The 13,130-nt window shown below is 71.1% G+C and carries 12 protein-coding genes; 7 read left to right on the top strand and 5 right to left on the bottom strand.

The genetic code is table 11. The features are described 5' to 3' along the window. Positions 1-78 precede the first annotated feature (78 nt). From GXW79_RS12615 to GXW79_RS12605, 3 genes are read left to right on the top strand one after another with little or no spacing between them, the layout of a single operon-like run. Entirely contained in the window at positions 79-1,284 is a 1,206-nt protein-coding gene (locus GXW79_RS12615) for an acyl-CoA dehydrogenase family protein (protein WP_211874749.1), read from the top strand. A 12-nt stretch (positions 1,285-1,296) separates the two neighbouring features. After that, positions 1,297-1,704, top strand: a complete 408-nt coding sequence (locus GXW79_RS12610) for a VOC family protein (RefSeq protein ID WP_211874748.1) — start codon at positions 1,297-1,299, stop codon at positions 1,702-1,704. Next, a complete protein-coding gene (locus GXW79_RS12605) occupies positions 1,701-2,663 on the top strand; it encodes a Bug family tripartite tricarboxylate transporter substrate binding protein (RefSeq protein ID WP_211874747.1) in 963 nt (320 codons plus the stop codon). The genes GXW79_RS12610 and GXW79_RS12605 overlap by 4 nt, the downstream gene beginning before the upstream one ends. On the opposite strand, the gene GXW79_RS12600 is transcribed toward GXW79_RS12605, so the two are convergent. Next, positions 2,660-4,033 carry an NAD(P)-binding domain-containing protein gene (locus GXW79_RS12600; protein WP_246503961.1) on the bottom strand — a complete coding sequence of 458 codons (1,374 nt, stop codon included), beginning with the start codon at positions 4,031-4,033 and terminating at the stop codon, positions 2,660-2,662. The two genes, GXW79_RS12605 and GXW79_RS12600, sit on opposite strands and share 4 nt — an antisense overlap. 100 nt (positions 4,034-4,133) lie before the next feature. Here GXW79_RS12600 and GXW79_RS12595 point away from each other — a divergent pair, with 100 nt between their 5' ends. Both GXW79_RS12595 and GXW79_RS12590 read left to right on the top strand, forming a co-directional pair. Further along, on the top strand, positions 4,134-4,595 hold the full coding sequence (locus tag GXW79_RS12595; protein WP_211874745.1) for a DUF6481 family protein: 462 nt from the start codon (positions 4,134-4,136) through the stop codon (positions 4,593-4,595). A gap of 66 nt (positions 4,596-4,661) precedes the next feature. Beyond that, entirely contained in the window at positions 4,662-5,444 is a 783-nt protein-coding gene (locus tag GXW79_RS12590; RefSeq protein WP_211874744.1) for an SDR family oxidoreductase, read from the top strand. A 12-nt stretch (positions 5,445-5,456) separates the two neighbouring features. Here GXW79_RS12590 and GXW79_RS12585 read toward each other — a convergent pair whose 3' ends face one another. The 4 genes from GXW79_RS12585 to GXW79_RS12570 form a co-directional block, all read right to left on the bottom strand. Continuing rightward, positions 5,457-6,629 (bottom strand): CaiB/BaiF CoA transferase family protein, encoded by a 1,173-nt coding sequence (locus GXW79_RS12585; protein ID WP_211874743.1) that lies wholly within the window; start codon positions 6,627-6,629, stop codon positions 5,457-5,459. Further along, entirely contained in the window at positions 6,626-10,087 is a 3,462-nt protein-coding gene (locus GXW79_RS12580) for an acyl-[ACP]--phospholipid O-acyltransferase (protein ID WP_211874742.1), read from the bottom strand. The genes GXW79_RS12585 and GXW79_RS12580 overlap by 4 nt, the downstream gene beginning before the upstream one ends. Further along, a complete protein-coding gene (locus GXW79_RS12575) occupies positions 10,084-10,671 on the bottom strand; it encodes a TetR/AcrR family transcriptional regulator (protein WP_211874741.1) in 588 nt (195 codons plus the stop codon). The genes GXW79_RS12580 and GXW79_RS12575 overlap by 4 nt, the downstream gene beginning before the upstream one ends. Positions 10,672-10,747: 76 nt before the next feature. Continuing rightward, positions 10,748-11,422 carry a DUF1223 domain-containing protein gene (locus GXW79_RS12570; RefSeq protein ID WP_211874740.1) on the bottom strand — a complete coding sequence of 225 codons (675 nt, stop codon included), beginning with the start codon at positions 11,420-11,422 and terminating at the stop codon, positions 10,748-10,750. A gap of 137 nt (positions 11,423-11,559) precedes the next feature. Here GXW79_RS12570 and GXW79_RS12565 point away from each other — a divergent pair, with 137 nt between their 5' ends. Beyond that, positions 11,560-12,738 (top strand): amidase, encoded by a 1,179-nt coding sequence (locus GXW79_RS12565; RefSeq protein WP_211874739.1) that lies wholly within the window; start codon positions 11,560-11,562, stop codon positions 12,736-12,738. Next, positions 12,735-13,130, top strand: a complete 396-nt coding sequence (gene hpxZ, locus GXW79_RS12560; RefSeq protein WP_211874738.1) for an oxalurate catabolism protein HpxZ — start codon at positions 12,735-12,737, stop codon at positions 13,128-13,130. Before GXW79_RS12565 ends, hpxZ begins: the two co-directional genes overlap by 4 nt.

The following is a 13,130-nucleotide window of genomic DNA, read 5'->3' as shown; positions in this document are numbered from 1 at the left end:
CTGCGCGGGCCGGCTGCCTTGACACGCCCGCGCGCGCGGGCCGACCATCCCGGCCTTGGTGCAGGGATCAGAGAACGCATGAGCGCAGCCCGTGGGGTGGTCGTGTCGGCCCAGATCGGGGAGGATCCGGTCTCGCGTGCGCGGCGCGTCGCACCCCTGATCGAAGCCGCCGCGTCGCGCATCGAGAAGGACCGGGCCCTGCCGCCCGAACTGCTTGAGGCGCTGTACGAAAACCGCATCATCCGCACGCTGCTGCCCAAGGCGGTCGGCGGCGACGAGGCCAGCCCCGAGACCTATGTGCGCATGATGTCGATCCTGGCGGCCGCGGATGCCTCGGCGGCGTGGTGCATCGGCCAGGCGTCGGGCTGCTCGATGTCGGCCGCCTACATGGATCTCGACGCGGCGCGCACCATCTGGTCGCCGCGCGAGGCCTCCTTCGCCTGGGGCGTGATCCTGCCCAACCAGACGGCGCGGGTGACCGAGGGCGGCTTCGTCGTCAACGGCACCTGGTCCTTCGCCAGCGGCGGCCGGCACGCCACCTGGCTCGGCGGGCATTGCAAGGTGATGGAGGCCGACGGCACCCCGCGCCTGGACCCGGACGGCACGCCCACCGACCGCACCATGATGTTTCCGCGCAGCGCGATGACCATGCGCGAGGACTGGAACGTGATGGGCCTGCGCGGCACCGGCAGCGACACCTACACGGTGAAGGATCTCTTCGTCCCCACCACGCTCACCGTGCGCCGCGACCGCGAGGATGAGCGCCGCCCGCATGGCCGCGGGCCACTCTATCGTTTCACCACCACCCATCTCTACGCGGCGGGCTTCGCGGGCGTGGCGCTCGGCATCGCGCGCGGGCTGCTCGATGCCTTCGTGGCACTCGCCACCAGGAAGACGCCGCAGGCGACGGCGCGGCGCCTCGCCGACAGTCCGGCCCTGCAATCCGGCCTCGCCCAGGCCGAGGGCCAGTGGCGCGCCGCGCGCGCGGGCCTGCTGATGACGCTGCGCGAATGCTGGGAAGATGCGGAGGAGGGCCGCGACCTCACCACCGACCAGAAGGTCACCATCCGCCTCGCCTCCACCTACGCCATCCATCAGGCGAAGGCGGTGGCCGATTTCGCCTATCTCGAATCCGGCGCCACCGCGATCTTCGAAGGCGGCCCCTTCGAGCGCCGCTTCCGCGACATCCACGCGGTGACGCAGCAGGTGCAGGCGCGCAAGAACCACTTCGAGACCGTCGGCCAGCATTTGTTCGGCCTCGAGCCCAATCCGCGCTTTCTGTGACGGGAGAGACCCATGCCGCTTGAGGCCCTGAACCACTACACGATCCGCCCGGTGGATCTGGAGAAGACGCGCGCCTTCTACTCCGACGTGCTCGGCCTGCCGGAGGGCTACCGCCCGCCGCTCGGCTTTCCCGGCCACTGGCTCTACGTCGGCGACGTGCCGACGGTGCACCTGATCGGCGACCGCGGCGAACGCGACGCGAAATTCGGGGAGCGCCGGGTGCAGCCCACCGGCCAGCTCGACCACATCGCCTTCTCCTGCACGGGCCTGGCCGAGATGCGCGCGAACCTCGCCGCACGCGGCATCGAGTTCGAGACCCGTGTGATCCCGCGCGACAACCAGACCCAGCTCTTCCTCTACGACCCGGATGGGATCGCGGTGGAGCTGAACTACCCGCCGAGCGAAACCACGCCCGCATGAAGCGCCGCGTTTTGATGGGTGCGGCGGGCGCGATGCTCGCCGCACCCGCGCTGCGCGCCCAGCAGGCCTGGCCCACGCGGCCGGTGCGCATCATCGTGCCCTCGGTCACCGGCGGCTTCGACATCTATGCGCGCATGATGGCCCAGCAGCTGTCCGAGATGTGGCGGCAGCCCGTGGTGGTGGACAACCGGCCCGGTGCGAACGGCAATATCGGCATGTCGGAGGTCCAGCGCGCGACGGATGGACACACGCTGCTGTTTGCCGCCGTGGGGTCGCTGTCGATCAACATTTCCGTCTTCCGCGCCATGCCGCTCGACCCGATCGAGGATCTGGCCCCGGTGGCCCTTTCCGTCACCTCGCCGATGATCTGGGTGGCCAATCCGCAGTCGCGAATCCATGCGCTCGCCGACATCATCACCGAGGCGCGCGCGCGGCCGGGCCAGCTGAACTACGCGCTGCCGAGCTCGGGCACGATCAACCACCTGATCGTCGAGGCCTTCAAGCAAAAGCACAACCTCGACATGCCCGCGGTGCCCTATCGCGGCACCGCGCCGGCGCAGCTTGATGTCGTCTCCGGCCAGGTGCCGTTGATGGTGGACAGCCTGGGCGCGGGCTGGGGCCATATCAGCAGCGGGCGGATGCGGGCGCTGGCGCTGACATCGCGCGAACGCTCTCCGCGCATCCCCGAGCTCGCGACCGCGATCGAGCTGGGTCTGGAGGACCGCGAATACGTCGCCTGGTACGCCTACATGGCGCCGAAAACCACGCCACCCGAGATCCTCGCACGGATGAATGCGAGCCTGAACCAGGTGGCGATGGGTGCCGAGATCGGCGAGCGGCTGCGCACCATGGGCTCGGCGCCGGCGGCGATGACGCCGGAGGCGCAACTGGCCTTCATGCGGTCCGAGCGGGCGCTGTGGGGCGGCATTGCGCGGGCGGGCAATATCGAGGCGGTCTAGCGGCGGGGGATTTCGTCGCCCAGCAGTTCGGGGTCGGCATAGGCGCGCAGCTTTGCCAGGTGCGCGGCCGCGTCCGCGCGGAACAGCGCGGCCGCGATGTGTTCGGCCAGGCGCCGTGCCCCATCCGAAACGCCGGGGATGTCGCCGCTGATCAGCCCCAGGCTCGCGATGGCGGCGATGTTGAAGGCGTGGATCCGGGCGAGCCAAGGCGCGGTGCCGGGCTCGCGGGGCTGGAAGGCGAAGCCCGCGCCCAGATGCGGGTGCGCGGCGAAATCGTCGGGATCGGGCACGACGTCGCGCCACAGGCGGATCGCCGGCGCGACGGATGCGAGTTCCGGGCGCAGCGACAGGTCCGTGACGAAGCCGGTGCCGAGGATGACGCAGTCCACCCGCAGCGGGCCGGTAGGCAGCGCGAGCGTGACGCCCTCCGGACCCTCCTCCGCCGCCTCCACCGGGGCCGCGAGATGCAGACGGAATCCCGGCTGGCGCGCCAGGCGCATCAGCGATTCGCGCGGTGGCGCCACCGCGCCCTCGTTGGCGGCTTTCAGGAAGGCGAGGCGCGTCGCATCGTCGAGCGCCGGCATGCCGTGGGTAAAGCCGGGATGCACCATCGATTTGAAGCGGTTCAGCGTGGGGATCGCCGCGCGCCGCACCAGCAGGTGCGCCTCAGCGGCGCCGTGCTCAAGCGCCGTGGCGGCATTGTCCACCGCCGAGGCACTGGCACCCACCACGGCGATGCGCTTCCCCGCGAGTGCGGCGAAATCCACCGCCTCGCTGCTGTGGCGGATGCGCGGGCCACGCGGCAGCCGCACCCAGTCGGGGATGCGCGGGCCGCCGAGACCGTCGCGCCCCGTCGCCAGGACCAGGTGGCGCGTGCGGATCGGCCCTTCGCTGGTCGCGACCGTGATCAGCCCATCCGCATCGGGCACGAGGCCGGTGAAGGCCACGCCATTGGTGACCGGCAGCCCGAGCACCGCGCGGAACCAGCCGAGGTATTCCTGCCACATCGCGCGCGGGATTTTCCCCAGCGCCGCCCAGCCATCCTCGCCGTGCTGGGCCGTGTGCCAGGCGCGGAAGGTGAGTGCGGCGATGTCCCCGCCCGGCCCGGTCAGATGCTTGGGCGAGCGCAGCGTCTGCATCCGCGCATAGGTCACCCAGGGGCCTTCGCGCCCGGCCGGTGCGCTGTCCAGCACGCGGTGGTTCAGGATGCCCAGGCGCGTGAGGGAAAAGCTCGCGGCCAGACCCAGCATGCCGCCGCCAATCACCAGCACATCCAGCGCCCCGTCCCGCGGTGGCACCCAATTGGCCGGCGGCAGGTTCAGCGCGGCCAGGTCCTGGCGCAGGCGGTCTTCGAGTTCGGGAAGGGACAAGGGCGGCTCCGGACGGCGTCCGGCCATGCTGGCAGAGAAGTGCTGGGCAGGCGATGCGACAGGGTAGATTTGGCCCGCGAATCCCCGTAAAAGGCGCCGCATGAGAGCCCAAAAATTCGACAGCTTTTCCGATCGGCAGAAAAAGGCGGCGGAAGCCAAGCAGACCCTGATCGAGCGTTTCCGCGCGATGCCGGGCCCCGATGACCCCGTGGTGCAGGCCCGCATGGCCGCCCAGGTCGCGCAGGCCGAGGCCCGCGCCGCCCGGGCCGCCGAGCGCGAGGCGCTGCGTGCCGCAGAGGCCGCCGTGCGCGCGGCCGAGGAAGAAGCCAGGCGCGAAGCCGAGCGCCAGCGCCTCGCCGAGGAATCCCGCCTCGCCGCCGAACAGGCGCGGCGCGACGCCGAGGAAGCCCAGCGCGCGGTCGCCGCCGCGATGGACCAGGCGCAGCGAGCGACCGCGCTCGATGCCGAGAAGAAGGCGCGTACCCTGGCCCTCGCCGCCGAGCAGAAGGCGGCGCGCGACGCGCGCTACGCCGCGCGCAAGGCGCGCGGCGGGAAGAAGTAGACCGCGGGACGTAGCGCGGGCGAACGAAGCCCGGCACTCTGCGCCGCACACAGGCGGAGCGGCGGGATGGATCTGAAGCTGCGCGGGCAGAGCGTGCTCATCACCGGCGCCTCCAAGGGCATTGGCCTCGCCTGTGCGGAGTCTTTCGCGGCCGAGGGCTGCGACCTGCACCTCGCCGCACGCTCCGCGCCGGCGATGGAGGCCGCCAAGGCGGACCTCGAAGCACGCCACGGCGCGCGCATCACGGTCCATGCCGCCGACCTCTCCGACGATTCCGCGATGCGCGCGCTCGCCGATGCCGTGGGCGATGTGGACATCCTGGTCAACAACGCCGGCGACATCCCCGCGGGCCCGCTCGACGCCGTCGATGACGCGGCCTGGCGGCGCGGGTGGGACTTGAAGGTGTTCGGCTACATCAGCCTCACGCGCGCCTATCACGCGCGCATGGTCGCGCGCGGCCACGGCGTGATCGTCAACGACATCGGCAATTCCGGCGAGAATTTCGACGCGCGCTACATCGCCGGCTCCTCCGGCAATGCGGCGCTGATGGCCTTCACCCGCGCCCTCGGCGGCGCCTCGCTCGATCACGGCGTGCGGGTGGTGGGCGTGAACCCGGGCCCCGTCGCGACCGAGCGGATGGTGAAGCTGATGAAGCGCCGCGCCACCGACCTGTTCGGCGACGAGGGCCGCTGGGAGGAGCTGTTCGACAAATACCCCGGCAAGCGCCCCGCGACGGCGGAGGAAGTGGCGGACCTCATCGTCTTCCTCGCCAGCCCCCGCGCCGGCTACATCACCGGCACCATCGTGACCATCGATGGCGGCATCGCGTCCCGCGGCAGCATCATCTGAGCGCGGCGCCCCTCAGATCGCCTTCTTCTCCCGCAGCACAGCGATCTCCTCCGCGGAGAACCCGAACTCCGCCAGCACCGCATCCGTGTCCGCGCCGCGATCCGGCGTGGGCTTGTTGCCGCAGGACACGCCCTCGATCTGCATCGGCGCGCGCACCAGCTTGATCTCGCCGAGCTCCGGATGCGCGACCGGCATGGCGAGCCCCAGGTGCTGCACCTGCACGTCTGCAAAAACCTGGTCCATCGAATAGACCGGCCCGCTCGGCACGCCGGCCTTGTTCAGGGCGGCGACCCATTCCTCACTCGTCTTCGTCTCCAGCTTCGATTGCAGCAACCCGTTGGTCTTCGCGCGGTTGGAATGGCGGGACTTGTCGGTGGCGAAGGCCGGGTCCTTCGCTTCCTCCTCCAGCCCCAGGGTCGCGACGATCCGGTCCCACATCTGCTGGCCGCCGCCGGCCAGGTTGATGACGCCGTCGGAGGTACGGAACAGGCCGGTGGGGGTCGTGGTCGGGTGGTCATTCCCCGCCTGCTGGGCCACGTCGCCAGCCATGGTCCAGCGTGTCGCCTGGAAATCCATCATCGCGACCATGGCTTCGAGCAGCGAGGTGTGCACCCAGCGTCCCTTGCCGGTGGTCTCGCGCTCCAGCAGGGCCACGAGAATGCCAATTGCGGTGTAGAGCCCCGCGGTGAGGTCGGCCACGGGAATGCCCGCCCGCACCGGCCCCTGGCCGGGCAGGCCGGTGACGCTCATCAGCCCGCCCATGCCCTGCGCGATCTGGTCGAACCCCGGCCGCTTCGCATAGGGGCCGGTCTGCCCGAAGCCGGAGATGGACCCCAGCACGATGCGCGGATTGATCGCGGACAACGCCTCGAAGTTGATCCCCAGCCGGTCCTTCACGTCGGGGCGGTAATTCTCCACCACCACATCGGCCTTCTCGACCATGCGGCGGAAGGTCGCGATGCCCTCGGGGCTCTTGAGGTTCATGGTGATCGCGCGCTTGTTGCGGTGCGTGTTCTGGAAATCCGGCCCCGCGCGCTCGCCGCCCAACCCTTTCCCCGTGTCCACCTCGTCCGTCGCCTCGATCTTGATGACGTTCGCCCCCCAATCCGCGAGCTGGCGCACGCAGGTGGGGCCGGAGCGCACGCGGGTGAGATCGAGGATGGTGAAGCGGGCGAGCGGCATCATGGCGCAGTCTCCTGGACGGGTTCGTGCGCGATACTGCCGGATTCCGTCGCCCGCTCAACCCGGTGCGCGGCGAGCATCGCCGCCACGCCCGGATAGTCGATCTTGCCGGTGCCGAGCAGCGGCAGCTTGCCCACCACCAGGATCTCGCGCGGCACCATGAATTCCGGCACGCCACGGGCGCGCGCCTCGGCCAGCAGCGCGCGCGGTTCGGCGTCGGATCGCGTGGTCACCAGCACCAGGCGCTCGCCCTTGCGCGGATCGGATTCCGCCGCCACCGCGTGGCTCGCATCGGGCCACACGGAGGTGGCGAGCGCTTCCGCCGCCGGCATGGACACCATCTCGCCCGCGATCTTCGCGAAGCGCTTCACGCGGCCCTCGATCCGCAAAAAACCCTGCGCGTCGAAGGAGACGATGTCGCCGGTGTCGTACCAGCCATCGACGGGGGCTTCGATCACGCCCGGGTTCTCGGCGCGCAGGTACCCGAGCATAACGTTGGGCCCGCGCACGATGAGCCTGCCGCCGGTGGGAATGCCGGCCACCGGTTCCAGCCGATGCTCGATCAGCGGCAGCAGCCGGCCCACCGTGCCGGCCTGCGGCTGGCGGGGCGTGTTGACGGCCAGCACCGGCGCGGTCTCCGTCGCGCCATAGCCCTCGAAGACGCGCACGCCGAAGCGGTCGGCGAAGACGCGCCGGGTTTCGTCGCGCAGCTTCTCCGCACCCGCGACCGCGAAGCGCAGCCAGCGGAAATCATAGGCATTGGCGAAGCGCGCCCAGCCGTTGAGGAAGGTGTCGGTACCGAACACGATCGTGCATTCGGTGTCGTAGGCGACCTCGGGGATGATCCGGAAATGCAGCGGCGAGGGGTAGAAGAAGATGCCCACGCCGGAAAAGACCGGCAGCAGCGTGCCGGCGGTGAGCCCGAAGCTGTGGAACATCGGCATGGCATTCAGCACGCGGTCGCGCGCGGAGATGTCCAGGACCGCGCTCACCTGCGCGCAATTGGCGAGCAGGTTGCGGTGGCTCAGCACCACGCCCTTCGGCGCGCCCTCGGAGCCCGAGGTGAACAGCACCACCGCGGGGCTGTCGGGTGCCGATGTGGCGCCCGGCAGGCGGCGGGCGAGGCGCGCATCCACCATGCCCCGCAGCTTGGCGAACAGCCCGAGCTCGGCGCGGATATCCTCGAGCCAGATGAAGCGCAGGTGCGGCGCCATGGCGTCCACAACCGCGCCGAGCTTGCCGCGCTCGACGAAGCGGCGCGAGGCGAGCACCACGCGCACCTCGGCGGCGTTGCAGGCCGCGAGCATGGCCTTCGCACCGGCGGTGAAGTTGAGCATGGCGGGGACGCGGCCGAAGGCCTGCAGCGCGAAGAAGGTCACGACCGAACCAGCGGCATTGGGCAGCATGATGCCGACGCGCTCGCCCACCGCCGCCTCGCGCGCCAGGCGCCGGCCCAGCACCGTCGCGCCCAGCAGCACGCGCGACAGGCCGATGGGCTTGCGCTCGATATCCTCGATCATGGGGCGCTTGCCGCCATGGATGTCGCGGGCGTGGAGGAGCGCGCCGAACAGGGACCGCGCGGTATCGGCGGCCTGCACGGCGGCGGTGCTCATCACCCGGTCCATCGCGTCGCCCAACGCCTTGCGCCGCGCGCGCCCGGACAGGCCCGCCTCCGCCTCCAGCGTCACAGGCGGCAGGATGGTCAGGCGGTAGCGGGGGAACCAGCGCCGGCGCACCACGCCGCCGAGGTAGGAGAAGTGGCTGTACTGCAGGCCCTCGAGGCGCACCGGCACCACCACCGCCCCGGCCTTGTCGGCGATGACGCCGGTGCCGTCATAGACCTTCATCAGCGCGCCGGTGCGCGTGAGGCGGCCTTCGGGGAAGATCACCAGGCGCTTGTTGTCATCGCGCACCGCCCGCATCATCGACTTGATGGAATAGGGGTTGGCGGGCTCCACGGGGAAGACGTCGACGGGGGCGAGGAAGGGCTTCGCCCACCATTTCCGCGTCATCCCCACATCGACCGCGAAAGTCGGGTAGCCGGGCAGGAAGGCGGCGACCAGCGCGCCATCGGCAAGGCTCAGATGGTTGGGCGTCACGATCGCGGGGATGCCCTCCGCGGGGTAGTTCTCGAGGCCGACCACCTCGACGCGGTGGAGCAGGCGGAAGTAGCCGCGGAAGATGGTCTTCAGCACCTCCTGCGGCAGCAGGGCGGCGATGATGAAGGCGGCCACGACATTGAGCGCGGAGGCGGCGAGGATGATGATCTCGAAGCTGATCCCCGCACCCACCAGCACGCCGCAGAGCACGGCGGCTGCGACCATGACGACGGCGTTGACCACGTTGTTGGCCGCGATCATGCGCGACGTCGCGCCCTCACCCGACCGCTCCTGGATGATGGCGTAGAGCGGCACCGAATACAGGCCGCCCGCGATCGAGAGCAGCATCAGGTCGGCCAGCAGCCGCCAGCCCAGGGGTGCCGCCAGCACCGCCGTCCAGTTGGCGATCGGCGGGCCCGCCTCGATCGCGAAGCAGGTGAAGGCGAGGTCGGCGCCGCCGATGGAGAGCGCGATGGCGGCAAACGGCACGTAGCGCGCGCTCACCTCGCCCTTGAGCAGCTTGGCGCACAGCACCGACCCGCCGCCGACGCCGATGGCGAAGATGGTCAGCAGCAGCGTGGCGACGGTGCTGTCCGCGCGGATCGTGGTCTGCGCGATTACCGGCAGGGCGGCCAGCACCGTGGCCCCGACGGTCCAGAACCAGGACAGCCCGAGGATGGAGAGCCAGACGGGCCGGTTGCCCCGCGCCAGGACCACCAGCGCGCGGGTGCTGCGCCAGATGTTCCAATCGACCCGCAGCCCCACCGCCTCGGGCGGGGCGGGCGGGATCTGCATCGCCAGCACCATGCCGAGGCCCGCGAGGGCGATGCCCAGCCCGGCGACGATCAGCGGCCCGGCCGAAAGCCCGATCAGCGCGCCGCCGGCGATGGTGCCGACCAGGATGCCTGAGAAGGTGCCGGCCTCGATCAGGCCATTGCCCGCGACCAGTTCAGGCTCGCGCAGATGCTGCGGCAACAGCCCGTATTTCAGCGGCGAGAACAGCGTGGCCTGCACGCCCAGGCCGAACAGCACCACGACCAGCACGGTGAAGCTGCCCGAGGCAAAGCCGATCGCCGCGCCGGTCATCAGCGCCAGTTCCAGCGCCTTGGTCCAGCGGATCATGCGCGCCTTGTCGTGGCTGTCGGCGATCTCGCCGGCGAGGCCGGAGAACAGCACGTAGGGCGCGATGAAGACGCCGCCGAGCATGGCCACGAAGGCCGGCCCCGCCTCGGCCATGCGCATCAGCGCCAGGATGGCGATGGCGTTCTTGACCAGGTTGTCGTTCAGCGCGCCGCAGGTCTGGGTCACGAACAGTGGCAGGAAGCGCCGCGTGCGCAGCAGCGCGGTGGTGATGTCGCTCATCGCGGAGTCCTCGCTTGGGTTGGCAGCCCGGCGGTGCGGGCACAGAGGGCGGAGAGGTCGTCGGCCATCGCCGGCAGGTCCTGGGCCAAGCGACCATAGAGGCGGAAGGTCGCGGCCTGGACCAGCACGCCGACGATGGCGGCGGTGACCAGCGCTGGCTCGCCGGGTGGGATCTCGCGGCTTTCCATCGCGGCTTCGACGCGCCGTTGCAGCACATCGACCGGGTTGCCGGCTTCGCCGCCGCCCACGCGGTCGAGGCCGCGATGCTGGCTGAGCAGCAGGAAGGCGAACATCGCGCGATCCTCGCCGTGCAGGCGGCAGATGGCGCGCACCATGGCGTCGAGTGCCGCGGCGAACCCGGCATGCGGGTCAGCGGCGGCGGCCAGCGCCTGGGCGTAGCCAGCATAACCGGCGACGAAGGTCTCGCCGATCAGCTGGTCGCGGCCGCCGGTCCAGTGCCCGTAGAGCGTGCTGACCTGGACGCCCGCGGCGGCCGCGATGTCGCGCTGGGAGACGGCGTCGATGCCGCGCTCGGCGAACAGGCGCACGGCTTCCAGGCGGATACGATCCTTGGTGGAGAGCATGGGCAACTTCGAACGAACGTTCGTAAATTGCCTTGCGCGCGCCTAGCCTGTCAAGCGCCGCGTGCAACAAAAACCCTCAGGCGGTCGCGGCGCCCAGGATGCCGCCATCGGGCGCCTGCAGCAGCGCGGCGACCCGCTCGCCGGCCGGCCGCGCGACGGATTGCTGGTGCGCCCCGCCATGCCAATCGCCGATCCGCGCCAGGCTGCGCACGACATTCGCGTGGGTCAGGGTGCGCCCGCCATTCTCGCCGGCGCCGATGGCGGTGACGTGCCGCCGGTCATAGCCGACGAGCCAAAGCCCGCCGGCACCGATGCCCGCGCCGATGCCGAGGCTCACCTGGTCGGATCCGGCCACGAGGCGCAGCGGCACCGTCGCCGCGCGCGCCGCGCCGATCGCGCCGAGCAGCGCGGCGCGGTCCGAGCCCACCGCATCGGCGCGGCCCTGAACCACCGCCTGCGGCGTATAGACCTGGTTGCGCCCCATGGTGGTGGCGTAGGCGCGCTGCCGGTCCGTGGCTTCGCGCAGCGAGAAGCGGTCACGCCAGCCGAGCCGGTCCCAGTAGGTGACGTGGAAGGATAGCGCCAGCACCTCGGCGCGCTGCGCGAGCTCGACCAGTAGCGCATCCGCGGCCGGGCAGGAGGAGCAGGATTGCGAGGTGAACAGCTCCACCACCACGGGGCCGGCGCCCTGGGCGCGGGCGGGGAAGCCAGCGAGGGCAGGGGCGGCGAGAAGCAGCGAACGGCGTTTCATCGCGAGGTCTCCACGGGCGCCGGGCGGGCGCCTTGCCATGGGTGTTCGGCCGATGCCGATGCGAGGTTACCGCGCCGCTTTGCCAAGCCGCGCCGGAGCCCGATAGGCTGGCTACACCACCCGCACGGAGCCGCCGCATGGAATTCCCCGCCGAAGCCTTCCTGCCCGGGCCACGCGTCACGCTGCCCGGCACGCCGGGCGGGCCGCTCGCGGGGCTGACCTTCGCGGCCAAGGACCTGTTCGACGTGGCCGGGCACCCGACCGGCGGCGGCAATCCGGACTGGGCGGCGAGCCACCCCACCCCCGCCCGTCACGCCTGGGCGGTGCGGCGGCTGCTCGACGCCGGCGCCGAGCTGGTGGGCAAGACCGTCACCTGCGAGATCTCGCTCGGCATCCTGGGCTTCAACCCGCATGAAGGCACGCCGCCCAACCCGGCCGCGCCGGGCTGCCTGCCGGGCGGATCCTCGTCGGGCTCGGCATCGGCCGTCGCGGCAGGGGCGTGCGACATCGCGCTGGGCACGGATTCCGGCGGCTCGGTGCGGGTGCCGGCGAGCCTGTGCGGCCTCTACGGCATGCGCCCGACGCTGGGCGCGGTTTCGGTCGAGGGCGTCCTCCGTCAGGCGGAGACGTTCGATACGGCGGGCTGGTTCGCGCGCGACGCCGCGACCTTCGCGCGCGCGGCCTCGGCCCTGCTGAACGAGGCGCTGCCCGAGCCCAGCGCCGCCGGCGTGCTGGTGGCCGAGGATGCCTTCGCCATCGCCGATGCCGAGGTGCGCGAGGCGCTGGCACCGGCGCTCGCCCGCATCGGCGGGATGTTCGGTGGCGTGACGCCCATCGCCTTGGCCGAACCGGGCGAGCTGGAGGTCTGGGGCAACCAGCGCAACATCTGCCAGCGCGCCGAGGCGTGGCGGAACTTCTCGCCCTGGATCGATCGCTGCAATCCGCGCTTCGGGTTCTCGGCGGCGCGCAACCTCGCCTTCGCCGCGACCATCACGCCGGAACAATTTGCCGTCGCGAATTCCGTCCGCGCGCGCGTGGTGGAGCGCATGCGCGCGCTGCTCGAGGGCGGTGCGATCCTGTGCATCCCGACCACGCCCTTCACCGCGCCGCCGCTGGGGCTTTCGCTGTCCGAGCTGGACCGTCAATCGGGGCGCATCGGGCTGCTGTGTTCCATCGCCGGCATGGCGAGCCTGCCGCAGCTGAGCCTGCCGCTGGGCACCGCGGGCGGCAAACCCTGCGGATTGTCGATCATCTGCTGGCGCGGCGCGGATGCGCGGCTCGCAGCCATCGCCCTTGCCCTGGAGAACGCCCGATGACCCACGAACTGAACATCCCCGAGGTGATAGCCGAAGTCCGCGCCGCCTTCGAACGCTATGACCGCGGCCTGGACGAGAACGACGTCGCGATCCTCGACGACAGCTTCTGGGACAGCGAGCACACGCTGCGTTACGGCGTGGGCGAGAACCTGCATGGGCATGCGATGATCGCGGCGTTCCGCGCCTCGCGCACGCCGGCGCAGCACGCTGCCCGCGCGCGGCGGCTGGAGAACACGAAGATCGTCACCTTCGGGCGCGACTTCGCCGTCGCGAACACGGAATACGTGATCCTCAGCACGGGAAAACGCGGACGGCAGAGCCAGTCCTGGGTGCGCTTCCCCGAAGGCTGGAAGGTGGTCGCCGCCCACGTCTCCATGCTGGCCGAAGGCTGA

The sequence above is a fragment of the Plastoroseomonas arctica genome (assembly GCF_018128965.1).
GTDB lineage: Bacteria > Pseudomonadota > Alphaproteobacteria > Acetobacterales > Acetobacteraceae > Plastoroseomonas > Plastoroseomonas arctica.
This window is presented reverse-complemented; position numbering and strand designations above follow the sequence as displayed.